Origin of the sequence: Micromonospora sp. ATA51 (assembly GCF_016802855.1) — a bacterium.
In the GTDB taxonomy this organism is placed as follows: Bacteria; Actinomycetota; Actinomycetes; order Mycobacteriales; family Micromonosporaceae; genus Micromonospora; species Micromonospora sicca.
Genome location: NZ_JAEVHJ010000006.1, coordinates 16,646 through 31,369, shown reverse-complemented (window position 1 = coordinate 31,369; position 14,724 = coordinate 16,646). Strand labels below are relative to the sequence as shown.

Annotated in this window: 9 protein-coding genes and 1 pseudogene; 4 read left to right on the top strand and 6 right to left on the bottom strand. The window is 68.3% G+C overall.

Annotated features, from left to right (window positions below):
• Nucleotides 1-424 precede the first annotated feature (424 nt).
• From JNW87_RS02335 to JNW87_RS02325, 3 genes and pseudogenes are all read left to right on the top strand, one after another.
• Nucleotides 425-757, top strand: coding sequence for a helix-turn-helix transcriptional regulator (locus JNW87_RS02335; protein ID WP_109801546.1), 333 nt, complete (start codon nt 425-427; stop codon nt 755-757).
• Nucleotides 754-1,326: pseudogene (locus JNW87_RS02330) on the top strand (cation transporter); the annotation flags it as partial. The gene JNW87_RS02335 and the pseudogene JNW87_RS02330, both read left to right, overlap by 4 nt.
• 88 nt (nt 1,327-1,414) lie before the next feature.
• Nucleotides 1,415-3,193, top strand: coding sequence for an IS1634 family transposase (locus tag JNW87_RS02325; RefSeq protein ID WP_238452867.1), 1,779 nt, complete (start codon nt 1,415-1,417; stop codon nt 3,191-3,193).
• A 250-nt stretch (nt 3,194-3,443) separates the two neighbouring features.
• Here JNW87_RS02325 and JNW87_RS02320 read toward each other — a convergent pair whose 3' ends face one another.
• The 6 genes from JNW87_RS02320 to JNW87_RS02295 form a co-directional block, all read right to left on the bottom strand.
• Complete coding sequence (locus tag JNW87_RS02320; protein ID WP_161557815.1) at nt 3,444-4,079, bottom strand: transposase; 636 nt, start codon at nt 4,077-4,079, stop codon at nt 3,444-3,446.
• A complete protein-coding gene (locus tag JNW87_RS02315; RefSeq protein WP_146231044.1) occupies nt 4,037-4,924 on the bottom strand; it encodes a transposase domain-containing protein in 888 nt (295 codons plus the stop codon). Before JNW87_RS02315 ends, JNW87_RS02320 begins: the two co-directional genes overlap by 43 nt.
• 176 nt (nt 4,925-5,100) lie before the next feature.
• Nucleotides 5,101-5,934, bottom strand: coding sequence for a hypothetical protein (locus JNW87_RS02310; RefSeq protein ID WP_146231045.1), 834 nt, complete (start codon nt 5,932-5,934; stop codon nt 5,101-5,103).
• Nucleotides 5,935-5,941: 7 nt separating this feature from the next.
• Nucleotides 5,942-6,268, bottom strand: a complete 327-nt coding sequence (locus tag JNW87_RS02305) for a transposase (protein ID WP_375373450.1) — start codon at nt 6,266-6,268, stop codon at nt 5,942-5,944.
• A gap of 25 nt (nt 6,269-6,293) precedes the next feature.
• A complete protein-coding gene (locus JNW87_RS02300; protein ID WP_238452866.1) occupies nt 6,294-11,567 on the bottom strand; it encodes a PxKF domain-containing protein in 5,274 nt (1,757 codons plus the stop codon).
• A gap of 494 nt (nt 11,568-12,061) precedes the next feature.
• Nucleotides 12,062-13,093, bottom strand: coding sequence for a LacI family DNA-binding transcriptional regulator (locus tag JNW87_RS02295; RefSeq protein ID WP_109801555.1), 1,032 nt, complete (start codon nt 13,091-13,093; stop codon nt 12,062-12,064).
• A 323-nt stretch (nt 13,094-13,416) separates the two neighbouring features.
• Here JNW87_RS02295 and JNW87_RS02290 point away from each other — a divergent pair, with 323 nt between their 5' ends.
• The gene (locus tag JNW87_RS02290) at nt 13,417-14,715 is read left to right on the top strand and encodes a sugar ABC transporter substrate-binding protein (protein ID WP_109801556.1); all 1,299 of its coding nucleotides are present in this window, start codon (nt 13,417-13,419) and stop codon (nt 14,713-14,715) included.
• Nucleotides 14,716-14,724 lie beyond the last annotated feature (9 nt).

Here is a 14,724-nt window from a genome sequence, read left to right as displayed (position 1 = left end):
GCGAACGAGACCGAGAGAAGCGCGCCCAGGGCCAGGCCCGCGACACCTCTACCCTTCCGACTCAGCCTGTGACCCGACCTTTGCTGTCGCAATCTCAATTGATACTCCTTGCAGGGGTGCCAGCCCGCTGGGGGGAAGAGGTTTGTTAACGCTAACAATGGCGGCGCTACAGGGTCAACGAGACGATGCGGTGCCACCAAGCGCCAACCGGGCTGGAGGTGATGGTCGTTTGGCGCGATCCGTGTGACCGACGTGTGCCCATCACCGCTCCCGCACGGCTCGACCAATCCAGGTCTACGCGGGCCATTCCCAACATCCCGGGTCAAAGCGCTGTCACTGGACGAACATCCCCGTAGCCCGCTCTCAGGTCACCGGCACATCCCGACGCCTCTCTCCGTACAGTGGACGATGTACTGTCCGTGGCGTGGAGACATCGCTGCACGGACAGGTGCTGGCCCGCTTCGGCCACGCTCTGTCCGACCCGACGCGAACCCGGCTGCTGCTGGCGCTCCGGAACGGGCCGGGCTATCCGGCGGAGCTGGCCGAGCTGCTGGGCACGACCCGGCAGAACCTGTCGAACCACCTGTCCTGCCTGCGCGGCTGTGGCCTGGTGGTCGCGGTGCCGCAGGGCCGCCGCACCCGCTACGAGTTGGCCGACGCCCGGCTGGCGCACGCCCTGACCGACCTGCTCGGCCTCGTCCTGGCGGTCGACCCGGCCGCGTGCCCGGACTCCGCCGAGAAGGGCTGCTGCCGATGAATCGCCCCCTGATCGACCTGGCTCCCGCGGGGCCGTCGCCGGCGCGCCGCCAGGTGCTCGCCCGCCGGGTACGGCTGCTGGTCGCCGCCACCATCACCTACAACGTCATCGAGGCCGTGGTGGCGATCACGGCCGGCACCATCGCCTCGTCGACCGCGCTGATCGGCTTCGGCCTCGACTCGATCATCGAGGTGTCGTCGGCGGCGGCGCTGGCGTGGCAGTTCGCCTCCCGGGATCCCGAGGCCCGGGAAAAGATCGCCCTGCGCATCATCGCGGTCTCGTTCTTCGCCCTCGCCGCCTACGTCACCGTAGAGTCGGTACGCGCGCTGGTCGGCGGCGCCGAGGCCGAACACTCCCGCGTCGGCCTGGTGCTCGCCGCGCTGTCGCTGGCGATCACGCCAGTGCTGTCGTACGCCCAGCGCCGCACCGGCCGGGAACTCGGCTCCCGCTCGGCCGTCGCCGACTCCAAGCAGACCCTGCTGTGTACGTACCTGTCCGGGGTCCTGCTCGTCGGTCTCGGGGTGAACAGCCTGTTCGGCTGGTCCTGGGCCGATCCGCTCGCCTGCGTTCCGCAGGTTCGCGTCGATATAGTCGGCTCTCGGGCCTGAAGGTGCAGGTCAGGGCGCTGCGGACTGGTGGGAACGGCGAAAACCCCTAGTGACACGCCTGGCCGAGGTTGGCCTTTGTCTAGCTGGGGATTTATCTGGGCGTCATAGTCGGCGTACGGTGTGGCGCGTGTACGTGAAGGCGTCGACCCGTAAGACCCGTGATGGGCAGACGATCCGCTACCTGCAGCTGGCCCACAATGAGTGGGATCCGGTGGCGAAGGCGTCCAAGACGCGGGTGCTGTACTCGTTCGGCCGCGAGGACCAGCTCGACGTCGCCGGGGTCCGCCGCCTGGTCGATGCGCTGTCACGGCTGCTGGACCCGGCCGACGCCCTGGCCGCGGCGGCGCCGGCGGGGTTGTCGTTCGTCGAGTCACGGCCGCTGGGCGGGGCGTGGCTGCTCGACGGCCTGTGGCGGTGGCTGCGCATCGACAAGATCCTGCAGCCGCTGGTGGGTTCCGCCCGCCGCGAGGTCGACGTGGAACGGGTGCTGTTCGCGCTGGTCGCGAACCGGGCCCTGGCGCCGTCGTCGAAGCTGGCCGCGTCCGAGTGGGTCTGCCGGGACGTGCACCTGCCCGGCCTGCCGCACGTCACCGACGATGCCTGCTACCGGGCGATGGACCAGCTCATCGAGGTGGAGCCCGCGCTGACCCGGGCCGTCTACGACCAGATCGCCGACCTGCTCAACCTGGAAGTCGACCTGCTGTTCTTCGACACGACCAGCACCTACTTCGAACTCGACGAGGCCGACGAGCCGCTGTGGCGCGACGACAAGGGCACGGTCGTGGCCGAAGGCGACCCGGTGGCGGTCAAGCAGGCCGGGTTCCGCACTCACGGCAAGAGCAAGGACTCCCGCGACGACCTGCCCCAAGTCGTGGTCGGCATGGCCGTCACCCGCACCGGCATCCCGGTGCGGGTGTGGTGCTGGCCGGGCAACACCAGCGACTCGGCGCTGATCCGCCAGGTCAAGACCGACATGCGCGAGTGGAGCCTCGCCCGCGTCGTCTGGGTCGCCGACCGCGGCTTCGCCTCCGCCGAGAACCGAAGGTTCCTGCAGCAGGGCGCGGGCGGCTACATCCTTGGTGAGAAGCTGCGCGCCGGCACCGCCGAGGCCGACGCCGCCCTGGCCCGGCAGGGCCGCTACGCCACCGTCGCCGACAACCTGCAGGTCAAGGAAGTCAACATCGGCGCCGACGACCGGTTCGTGATCTGCTTCAACCCCGACGCCGCGCAGCGTGACGCCGCCGTGCGTGAACGGCTGATCGCCCAGCTCACCGACAAGATCGACGGTTCGGACACGCTGAGCGCCACGAAACGCGCCGAGCTGCGCGGGGTGATCTCCACCAAGCCTGGCCTGAACCGCTACCTCCGTGTCACCCCCGGTGGGCTGCTGCGCATCGACGCCGCCGCAGTCAAGGCCGAGCAGCGCCTGGACGGCAAGTACCTGCTGCGCTGCTCCGACCCCAAGCTCTCCGCCGAGGACATCGCCCTGGGCTACAAGCAGCTCCTCGAGGTCGAACGCGGCTGGCGCGACATGAAGACCACCCTCGACCTGCGGCCGGTGTTCCACCGCCGCGAAGACCGCATCCGCGCCCACATCCTGCTCTGCTGGCTGGCGCTGCTGCTCATCCGCGTCGCCGAAACCGGCACCGGCCACACCTGGACCAAGATCCGCGCAGACGTCGAGCGGCTGCACGTCGGCGTGTTCACCGGCCCCGCCGGCACCTTCTGCCAGCGCACCGAGCTGTCCCAACCGCAGAAGGCCCTGTTCGCCAAGCTGAAGATCACCGAGCCGCCCCGCGTCATCAACGCGACACCCGCAACCGCCTGACCAGCACGAACACCACAGCCTAGTGACACGCCATGCCACCGGGCCTGCCGACGTTTGCCCAGCTCAAGCCCCATATTCGCGGACTATATCGAAGCGAAGCTGCGGAACGCAGGGAACACGATGATCAGGATTCAGGCGGCGTTTACACGACGAGCGTCGGGTCGGCGGCGGTGGCATGCCGTAGCAGGCCGTCCACCGGTACGCGGATTGCCTGATGGTCTGCGAGGCACTGACCTAAACTTTGGCCGTTTTAGTAGTTTTGGGTAATTCTGGCGGAGTGATAGTTATCCCGTACGTGACGTCGCGGGTACGTTCTGTTTCGCGTTGGGCGGGTGTGCGGGGGTCCGTTGCGTTGCCGGTCGTGGCGGTTGAGGGGTTGGCCGGCGATGGCGGTGATCAGTGCGGTGGTGGGGTCGGGGTCGAGGTGTCCACAGTTGACGCAGGGGCCGCGGTCGGCGGTGAGGAGGTTGCGGGTCAGGGCGAGCACGGTGGTGAAGCTGACCTGGTCGGGGTCGACGTTCAGGTCGATCGCGGTGGTCACGGTGAGGCGTACGAGGGCGTTGTAGACCGTGAGCAGGGCCCAAAGTTCCTGGTAGGCCAGTTCCGGGGTCTGCCCGCGCAGGCGGGTGCCGGGCTCACGGAGCGTGACCTTCAACCGCGCGTAGGTCAGTTCGATCTGCCAGCGTTCGGCGTAGAGCGCGGCGATCTGGTCGGCGGGGTAGCGGCGGTGGTCGAGCAGGGTGGTCAACACCCGGTACCGGCTGGTCTTGATCGGTCGGCCGCTGCGGTCTCGGCTGGTCACGGTGAACTCGACCAGCCGGGCGAGCACCGGTTGCAGCCGGGTCAGGCTCTTGTCGCCACCGGCTTTACGGCACCGAGCGAGCATCTGGTCGGACTCGTGCAGCATGACCCACGCGGAGGCGTCGGGCAGCGTCCGGTCCAGACGGGCGGGCAGGCTCTCCGGGCGCCGTTCTTGACCCGCCACACCAGGTGCGCCCCGGTCGCGGTGGCCCGGATCCAGCGGTCCATCGAGAAGAACCCGCGATCGGCGAGGTTGATCGTGTCCGGCCGCAGCTTGCTGATCAGAGAGTCGGCCAGGGCCTGTTCGCTGACACCGGACGAGGCGATCCGGGCCGCGAGTAGCCACCGGTTGCCACAGGCCACCAACGCGACCATCCGCGCCTGCGGGAACCGGCCCTTGGTCGGGGTGGTGAACCCGGCCCGCATCTCGGCCGTGTCGGCCAGGTCGAACACCGTGCCGTCGATCGCGGTCACCAGCAGGCCGAACGCGTACGACTCGGCCCCCACCGGCGGCGCGTCGGCTGCGGCGGCCAGGAACAGCTGTTCCCACACCGCGGCCGGCACCCGAGCCCGGGCCTTGGACACCGCCGACCCGCTCGGCACGCCCTCCACCCGGACCCGCGGGATCCGCTCGGTCACCCGAGCGGTCACCACACCGACGCTCTCCCGCCGGAACAGGCACAACCCGAGCACGATCATCGCGGTGACCGCGCCGGTCAGCACCCGCCGCCGACCATCGACATGCCCCACCTCGGCCTGCGCCCGCCCGATCAGCTCCGGACCGGCCAGCACCGGCCACAACCAGCCGGCCACCCGCTCATCCAGCACGCCGAACCCGGCCGGGCCGGCGAGCACCGCCGCCCGCAACGCCTCCCGCTGGTCAGCGGGCTGATGCACCAGGCCAGCAGACACCATGGCAGAATCCGCCACCGAAGCTCCTGATTGAACATGTTGATCTAGTCAATCCATGTCCTATCAGGAGCTTCTTTGCATCCCGCGCCCGACCCACACCCCAACCGAAAACGGGACTATTGATCACCAAACGGCCTTGAGTTTAGGTCAGTGGTCTGCGAGGTAGGCGGCAATAACGTCATTGAGCGCCGTTGTCATGTCGACGCCTCCGTCTGGGGACGGTTCCCCTCACCGCTGGACGATTCGTCATGTGCGACGCGGTCGCCGGTGATGAGTCGCTGGTCGGTGTCGGCGAGCGTGTCGTCCAGGGAGGATGTAGCGGTTCCGGGTGCGGCCCGGGCGGTTGTCCACCCGGATGACGTCGGGGAACCGGGACACGGCACCGGGGTCTTCACCTCGGTGGTGTACACGAGCTGGACCTTGTGTGCGGTGGCGACCGCTCGTTGGAGGCCGACGAGGCTGCCGTGTGAGGCACGGCCGATCGGGTTGTCGAGCAGCAGCACCCTCCCCGAGCGATCCCGGCGTCCGGCGTTGACGGCGCGCAGTGCCGCGATCGTGCAGTAGAGCGCGACGCAGACGGTCAGCTTCTCTCCGCCGGACCACTTGCCGACCGGGGTGATGTCCTCGGTGGTGGGCACGAGGTCCAGGGCGGGTTTAAGGACCTTGACGGTGAAACCGGGGTTCCGGCTGCCTCGTGGACGGCGTCCTTGAGCAGCGGCAGTCCTTCCGGTTTGACGCCATCGGCGATGCGCCGCTCCAATGCGGTTGACGTAGGTGCGGAGGTCCGCGTCGCTGGCAGGTGGCTCGAAGGAAACTCGGAGCATCTGCTTCCCGGCCCAGCCTCCGGTCTTCGTCGCCACTCGCGAGTACCGTTCGGCCTTGCGCAAGGTGTGGAGGGTGTTCGAGACGAGGCGGGCGAGGGAGTCGGCCACGATCGCCTGGTCCTTGGCGATGTCGGCGAGTTCCCCGTCGATCATGTCCGCGCGCAGCCTGAGCTGCTTGGCCAGCGTTCCCGCGTGCTGCGCCAAGCCTTAATCATGCTCGAGCTCGTCGATCCGCCACCACGCCAGGCGGGGCCCCTTGCCACCGGCGCCCCAGCTGCACCCCTCCCAGGCCGGGGCGGGGGCCGCCGCGGCCAGTTCGCCAGCGCGGGCGCTGGGTCGCTAACTGCACCTCCGCCGGTACAGCGGCTTCGGTCCACCGGGCATCATCGGCGCACCAGCCTTGCGGCAGATACAACTCCCGGTCGACCAAGGTGCGCCCCTGTCGGCCGGCGTAGGCCAGGAACACCCCGAGCTGGCAGTTCTCTGTGCGGCAGCTGGGGTAGCTGCGGGGACGGCAGCGGAGGGACTGCGCGTGCAGCCCCTCCGCGTGCAGTTGTCGACCGTTACTTTAGGTTGAACAGGGCGGTGAGGCTGGACCCGTCACGTGCCGTGGCGGTGACCGTGTAGCAGGCGCCGGGTGTGGCCGGCGTCTTCCAGTTGTAGACGAACTGGCCCGCGGTCGAGTCGTACCTCAGTGACGTAGCACCGCTGGTGACCGCCTCGATGTCGTTCGTCGCGGCACCGCTGCTGCAGGTGACCTGCTTGGTGCTGATCGTCACGAGCGAGGGGTCGGTCAGCTCGGTGGTGTTCGAGAAGATCTCGAACTTCAAGGGCACGGTGCTGCCACCCTTGACCGTGTTGACCACGCCGTCCATGTGGACCGGGTCGTCGAAGCCCTTCAGCGTCCACGGCAGCACCGTGTACGTCTGCGTGGCCGTGCCCACGTTGCCGGCGGCGTCGGTCGCCGTGGCGGTGAGGGTGTGCGTGCCGACGTCGGTGCGGTAGCCGCTGACCACGCAGCCCGCGCGCCCGGAGACCGCATCGCTCGCGGTGCACGTGGGGGCGGGCGGGACCGAGCCGAAGTAGACGATGCCGATTGTGGCGTCGATCTTCGCCGTCGGTGCCACCGTGTCGACCTTGACCGTGGCGGCCTTCGTCTCCTCGACATTGCCGCTGTCGTCGGTCGAGCGGAACTCCACCCGGTGGCTGCCCTGCTGGTCGACCGTGACCGGAGTGCCCGGGTAGGCCGTCCACTCACCGCCGTCCAGCCGGTACTCCGTCCTGGCCACGGCGAACGCATCCTTCGCGGACAGCGTGAAGGACGGGAGCGTCGTGTACCAGCCGTTGGTGCCGTTCGGCGCTGCCGGCGACCAGGCCAGGGTCGTCGCCGGAGCCTCCTTGTCGTCGCCGACGGTGAGGGTCAGCGTCGTCTTCGTCGTGCCGGCCTCGCTGACGTAGTCGGGCAGGTCCAGGTCGCCAACGATGGTGTAGCGGCCGGCCGTGTCGACCACGCTGCGGTCGAAGTGCCAGTCGACGCCGATGGCCTGGTTGTCACGGGAGCCGTCGTTGTAGGAGACCTCCACCTTGTCGGGCAGGTAGGGCAGCTCGCCCACCTTCACCTTCTGCGCGAACGTCTCGGCGCCCTGGATCGAGATGCCGTGCTCGGCGGTCTCCGGACGGACGTAGATCCGGGCCTCGGCGACCAGGCCGTAGACGTCGTTCGTCCCGTAGACCACGAACGGGTCGACGTTGGGCTCCGCCACCATGTCGGGCGTGATCTCCTGCCACCTGAACTCGACCTTGTCGCGGGCACCGCTCGCAAAGGTCGCGTCGAGCTTGCTGGGCAGGGTCGGCACCTGGCCCACGGTGGTCCGCATGAGCACCGGCGAGCGCACCGAGTCGACGGTCTCGCCGTTGGCGCGCCAGCGCAGCACGCCCGTGCCCGCGCCGCTGCCCTGGACACCCCAGATGCGGATGCGCAGTTGGCTGGTCTTGATGGGTTGGAAGTTGAAGTGGTTGTAGGCGTTGACGGCCAACCCGTCGGCGTACGTCGACCCGTTGGTGAGGGTGACCGGCGTCCAGGTGGTGCCGTCCTCGGAGGTCTCGATGGCGTACGTCGTGGCCGTCGGCCGGCGGGTGCCGCCGTTGTCGTCGTACCAGTAGATGTCGGTCGACGACAGCCGCACCGGCGAGTTCCAGGTGTACTGGATCCACGCCGCCCGGGCGAGGCTGGTGCCGTTCTGCTGCTGGCCCCAGTTGCCCCAACCGTTGCCGGTCCCCGGGTTCGAGCTGCTCGGTGTGCCGGGGTCGTTGACCCGGTTGTGGTTCTCCCACGACGCGGTGCCGCTCGTGGTGACCGTCGCCGACGCGCCGAACTCCGCCGTGACCTCGCGCTTGGTGAGGGTCACGGGCACCGTGACCTCGGAGCGCTTGTCGCCGTCGTTGGCGAAGAACCGGAACACGTAGTCACCGGGTACGGTGCCGGTCACCTTGGTGGCCTGGGCGTGCTGGTCGGAGTAGATGACGCTGGCGCCCGACGGCGCGGAGACGGTCTCCCAGCCGACGGTGAGCTCGCTGTCGTACGGGACACCGTCGTCGGTGGCCGTACCGACCAGACGGGTGGACACGTTGCCGTCCGCGGAGGTGTCGCGGCTGGCGGTGACCACGGGCGCCTGGTTGGCCACGGGCGGCACCTCGCGGCCGGAGTTGAACACCTGGATCTCGGAGATCGCGGTGTAGTAGGACGGGCTGTTCGTGAACGCGATCCGCAGCTTGTCCGACGTCACGGTCTTGAACAACGCCTCGTTGAACTTCGGCGCCGAGGCGGCCGGGTTCTTGAACTGGTCCGGCAACGCCTTCCAGCCGCCGTGGCCGTCGGGCACCTGGACCCACCAGCGCGCCGGCTCGTGGTAGCCGCCGGCCTGACGGTCGCTGACGAAGGTCGCCTTCACGTTGTCGAAGGACTTGGCCGACTGCAGGTCGAGTTCGATGTAGCCGTTCTTGTCGGTGGTGCCGTAGTTGCCCCAGTACGGCTCGTTGGCGGTCACGCCGTCGGTCACCGCGGACAGTGACACCGGCCGCTCGGTCTCGGCGATCGCGCCCGGCGTGTAGTTCATCGAGGTGGTGCTCCAGCCGGGCGTGTGGAACTGCCGCCACGGCGTGGGCCGCGCGCCCTGCTGGGTGTACGAGGAGCTGAGCTTGGCGCCGGTCGCCAGGTTGGGCGCGTCCTCGGTGAGGTCGATGCCGGCCGTCTTGAGGTAGGAGACGACCCGGGCGTCCTTGATCGGGGTGTCCACCGCGCTCGGGAACGTGGTCTTGCTCGTCGCGGTGAAGGTGACGGCCACGCCGTCCTCAGCCTGGACCTCGTTGGTGTTCGGGTCGTAGGTGAGCTTGCCGAGCGCGTTGGTGCTGACCTTCTTCTCGCCGTCCAGGAACAGGCTGTACCCGGCGCCGAGCCCGTACTTGCTGCCGTCCGGGTCCCAGACGATCGTGACGTCGTGCCCGTGGTAGCGCAGGTTGTTGGCCATGAAGTGGTCGTAGCCGAACTTGATCGGCCACAGCTCGATCTTGTCGTCGGAGCGCGGCTGGAGGCCCGCCATGTCCTCGACGAAGATGTAGTTCATGTTCCCGAGCATCACGTGGTTCGGGTTGTTGCGGTTGTAGGTCTTCGTGGTCGGGTTCCAGTTGGAGTAGTACTCCGCCTGGTTCGGCACGCGAAGGTCCGCGCCCGGGTAGACGCTCCAGGCCATCCAGTCCAGCAGCCGCTTGGCGTACGCCGGAGTGATGTACTTCTGCTGCGGGTCGTAGTGGCGCAGGGCGGAACGAACGCCGCGGTACTGCACGGCGAAGTTGATGTTGGAGAAGTTGTTGGAGCCGCCGATCCCATAGGCCGCGCGGTCGTACTGGTTGGCGGTGTAGAACGGGAAGATCGGGAAGTTGTCGCCGTAGGTGAGGAAGCGGAACCCGTCGACGTAGTTCTGCCACTGGTCGAACGGGATGAGATCCTCGGCGTAGACGTCGTAGAGGTTCGACTCCTTGGCCGGGATCAGGGCACGGGCCGACGCGGGCAACGGGTTGGCCTTGCCGTTGGAGCTGGCCGCACTGGTGGCTCCGTAGGATGTGCGAGCCAGGAACATCCGCATGTCGGAGCTCCACAGCTGGCTGAGGATCGCGTCGCGGGTGCCGTTGGCGGCGGTGGCCATCTCGTCGACCTTGGCCTGGTCAGCGCCCGAGATCTGGTAAAGCTGCCGGGCGGCGTCGAGGGCGCCCCACACGTACGCCGACTCGGGGCGTTCGATCGTGCGCGCGCCGGGGGCGCCGGCATTGGCCTTCGGGAAGCCGAACGAGATGGCATCGGCGTCGTTGCCCGGCATGTAGTTGGTGTCGTAGGCGATGAGCTTGTTCTTGTTGCCGTCGTAGTGCTCGAGCTGACCGACGCCGTCGCCCTCGAAGTAGTGCGCGAACCTGCCGGCGATCTCCTTGCCCCCGCCATGCACGTTGTAGGCCTCGAGCCCGGCGGTGCCGATGTACTGCGAGTAGTGGTTGTTCCAGCTGGTGTGACCGGGGCTGTCGAGGAACGCCGAAGAACCGGACAGCTCGCCGATGTTGAGGACCTGGCCGTACGGCAGGTAGGGCGTACGCAGCCACTTGGTGTCCTGCAGGTGCATCGGCTGGGTCAGCGCGATAGCGTTCTGGTAGAGGTTCGCCCCCTCGACGGTCGTGGGGTACTGGTAGGCGTAGCCGGGTGCGTTGGCGTCGAGGCTGTTGTAGCGCTCGCCCCACCAGCGGTAGACGATGGCCTTCTCGATGGCGGGATCGGGGACGTCGATGTAGGGGATGTCCTGGGCCCATTGGCGGTTGAACTCGGTGATGCCGGTGCGCACGGCCTGGGCCGGCGGCATCGCGGCGTACTCCTGATAGCTCTCGACCGTCTTGCGCAGCGTGGCCGACGAGACGGCGCCGACGACCGACAGCGACACCGAGCCGCCGGCGGGCACGGTGATCTGGCGGTCGAGGTTGGCACCGCTACGGGTGAAGCCGGCGCCGGTGAGGTCGATCGTGACGGTGTTCCACGGGGTGTCGACGAGGCCGTTGTTGGCGCCACTGGTGATGGTGCGGGTGCCGGTGAGCTCGGCCCCGCCGTCGCCGGCCTGGGTCGCCAGTGGTGAGTCGGCGCGGACGGTGAACGTCGCCGCCGAGCCGCCGGGGTTGGTGAAGTCGATGGCGGTGACTGCGACGTTGTCGTAGGTGATGAACTTCGTCAGATCGGCGGTGACTCCGGTAGCGCCGATCGTGTAGCGGCCTTTGGCGTGGCTCGGCGCGTTGAACCGGTTCGCGTTGACCTCGGTGACCGTCTGCCCGGGCACGGTGACCGTGTACAGGTTGCCGAGGTTGTTGGGGCCGCCGACGTAGGTGCTGCCGGCGAAGCCCATGGTGGTGAAGTTGTTGTTGCTCGCGCCGCGCATGTACAGGGAGCGGCCCCTGGTCATCAGCACCGCCGACCCGAGGGTCCCCCGCACACCCAGCACGCGGTCGAGGTAGTAGTCGGTGCCGCCGGCCGCGAGATCCTTGTCGAAGATCGACTGGTGCATGCTCGTCGCGGTGAACGGCACACCGGGCGCGAGCTGCGCAGCAACCTCGCCGACGTTGGTGTAGACCGGGTCCCCGATCTCCATGACGTGGCTCTGCCCGTTGGTGTAGAGCCCGACGTCGCCTTCGTTGCCCGGCAGGATCGGAGTGTCGGCGTGCGCCGCGGACGGCAGGCCGACCACTCCTCCCACCACCAGCGCGGCCACGGTCGACCAGACGGGCACTCTCCTCACGCATCTACTGATCATGCTCTATCTCCTTGGTGGCGGTGCGGATGGACGGTGGCCGGCAGGTGTCCTGGTAGCCGTCTGGCCCGGATGTCGAGCAACGGCGACCGGCACGCGATCCGCGATCCGCGGCGACCGGTCTCCGACGACATCAACTCGATCAGCCTGTGGACCTCGCCGTGTGCGCGCCGCCGGTCGGCCCGGAAGCCGCCCGGTGACGCGCACCTCGGCCAGGCCGAGCGGCCGCAGGGCGCCGCGGGACAGGTGGCCGGCCAGTCGCCGGTGGGGTCGGAAGCTGACATGCGTCACCTCCTGCTGGGTTCGCGTGACCCCGGTCACTAGCGCCCACCTTGTCTTACGAAAACCTTTTCGGCAAGATGTCAGCCGAGGTCAATTCGAGCGCGACGACCGGACGGCCGACGAATGACACCGAAAGGGTTTCGGACGGGCCGGTGGGGACAGCAAGGGCACCCGGGCCGGTCGAGGGATACCGGCCGACGAGGGGAAGCCTCAGCTCACCGGCGGGCCACCGTAGAGCCACGGATGACCAGACGAGGCGCTTGGGTGTGCACGCCCTTGCCCATCTCCTCACCGTCAAGGGCGGCGAACACCCGCTGGGCCGCGGACCGGCCAAGCAGCTGCAGGTTCGGGTCGATGCTGGTCAGCTCCGGCCGGGAGTTGGTAACCATCTCGTCCCAGTTGTCGAACCCTATGACGGCGATGTCGCCCGGCACCTTTCGCCCCTGGTCACGCGCAGTGTCCAACGCTCCCCTGGCGATCTGGTCCGAGCCGCACAGGACTGCGTCGATGTCCGGGTACCGCTCGAGCAGCACCGCAGTTGCGTCACGACCCCAGCGCTCCGACCACTCCGAGTACATCACCTCGCCGACCAGTTCCAGCCCGGCGGCGTCGAGCGCCGCCAGTGCGCCGGTGACCCGGTCCTGCGCGGCCGCGTAAGAGGGGTCACCGGTCACGTGCGCGATGCGGCTCCGCCCGCAGCTGATCAGGTGCTCGACGGCGAGTCTCCCCGCCGCCACGTTGTCGGGGACGAGCGACAGGTCCTCCGGGTCGTCGGACGGAGCGTAGACGTACACGACCGGGACCGGGAGGTCGTGGCCGACGGAGGGACGCGAGTCGGTCCGACTCCCCACCACGATCAGACCGTCGACCCGCCGACTCAACAGCGCCTTGAGCTGGTGCTGCTCGCGGATCGTGTCTCCGCGCGCGTCACACAGGAAGACGTTCACGCGGCCCGCACCGAAGGCGTCCTCGGCGCCCATGAGGATGGGGATGACGAACCGGCCCTGGAGGTCGCTGGTGAGCAGACCGACGGTTCCGGTGCGCCCCACCAGCAAGCCCTGCGCAAGCGTGTTGGGGACGAAGGACAGCTGCTCGGCCGCCTGGAGCACGCGCGCCCGAGTGCGCGCGGCAACCTGACTGCGTCCGTTGAGGGCCTTCGACGCCGTGGCCACCGAGACGCCGGCCAGCCGTGCCACCTCCGTCAGGGTCACCGCCTTCCTGCCGCCGACATGGTCCTTGCCAGCCATGCGCTCTCCTCCATCGTTCCGGCCCCATGGTTCGCCGTAGGGCCGATCCCTGCGTCAAGACGCCGCACCAAGTGCTTGACGAGGGTGACGTCGGCCACTATTTTACACGAAACAGAAAAGGGTTTCGGTCTTTTCACAAAGCAAGCGTCAGTCACCCCCTGTCACGCGATCCTCCGACCACGACGGAGACCCGGACGCATTCCTGGGCCGCGACCCGTACCGGCGTCGACCTATCACCGAAAAAGCACCACGGCAAGGCTCTCACCACACCACCACCGGGGCCGTGCAGCGGCTCCCGCTCAACGATGGGCAGAGGAGTAGCGATGAAAACATTCCACCGGCGAGGCGGTCTGCGTACCGTCATGGCAGTCGGCCTCAGTGCGGCGGTCCTCGCGCTGGCCGCGTGTGGCGGCGGGAGCGACGCGGCGCCGGGAGCAGCGGTCAGCGTCGGCCCGGACGGAACCGACGACGGCAGCCAGCTGACGCTGTGGACGCGAGCCCCCGTGGAAAAGCAGGCCAAGCTTCTGGTCGAGGCCTACAACAAGAGCCACAAGAACCAGGTCACCCTCACCGTCGTCCCCAACGACGACTACGTCGCCAAGGTGGGGGCCGCAGCAGGGTCGAAGGGCCTGCCGGACCTGTTCGCCGCCGACATCGTCTATGTGCCGAACTGGGTGAAGCAGGGCCTGTTCCGGGACATCAGCGCCAACGTCGACGGGCTGAGCTTCAAGGACTCGATCAACAAGGGTCACCTCGGCGCTGGCACCGTCGACGGCAAGGAGCACGTCCTGCCGTTCGTGCTGGACCTGTCGATGCTCTTCTGGAACAAGGCGCTGTTCAAGGAAGCAGGGCTCGACCCGGACAAGGCGCCCGCCACCCTCGAGGAGTACGCCGCCGACGCCAAGAAGATCCAGGCCCTGGGCAAGAAGGACGTGTACGGCACCGCGACCGGGCTCAACTGCGGGGGATGCCTCGTCTTCACCTGGTTCCCCACCGTCTGGGCCGCGGGCGGCCAGGTGATGAACGGCGACGGTACGCAGGCCAACTTCACCAGCGACCAGAGCAAGAAGGTCTTCGACACCTGGCGCGACCTCTGGAAGTCCGGGGCCGTTCTGCCGTCGTCGAAGGACGAAACCGGCGCCACCTGGACCGCGGGGTTCACCGAGGGCAAGGTGGGCCTGATGTTCTACCCGGCCACGCTGCTGTCGTCGACCAAGTTCGACGTTGGCGTGGCGGGTATCCCGGGACCCGGCGGCGGGGCGTCCACCTTCGTCGGCGGCGACGGCCTCGGCATCTCCAAGGACTCCAAGAAGGCCGCACAGGCCTGGAACTTCCTCAACTGGATGATGTCGGAGGAGGCTCAGGTCGAGGTCTTGGCCAAGGACAACGACGTGGTCTCCCGCGGGGACCTGGCCAGCAACAAGTACGCCGTCAAGGACCCACGGCTGGTGACCATCAACGAGGTGGCCGGCAAGGGTCAGACGCCCGTCGCGATGAACTTCCAACAGGCGTACAACGCCACGAACAGCCCGTGGCTCAGCCTGGTCCGCGACTCCGTCCTCGGCGAGGGCACCAAGCTGCAGTCGAGCAACGAGCAGGTCACGTCGGTGCTGTCCCAGTAGTCCACCCGC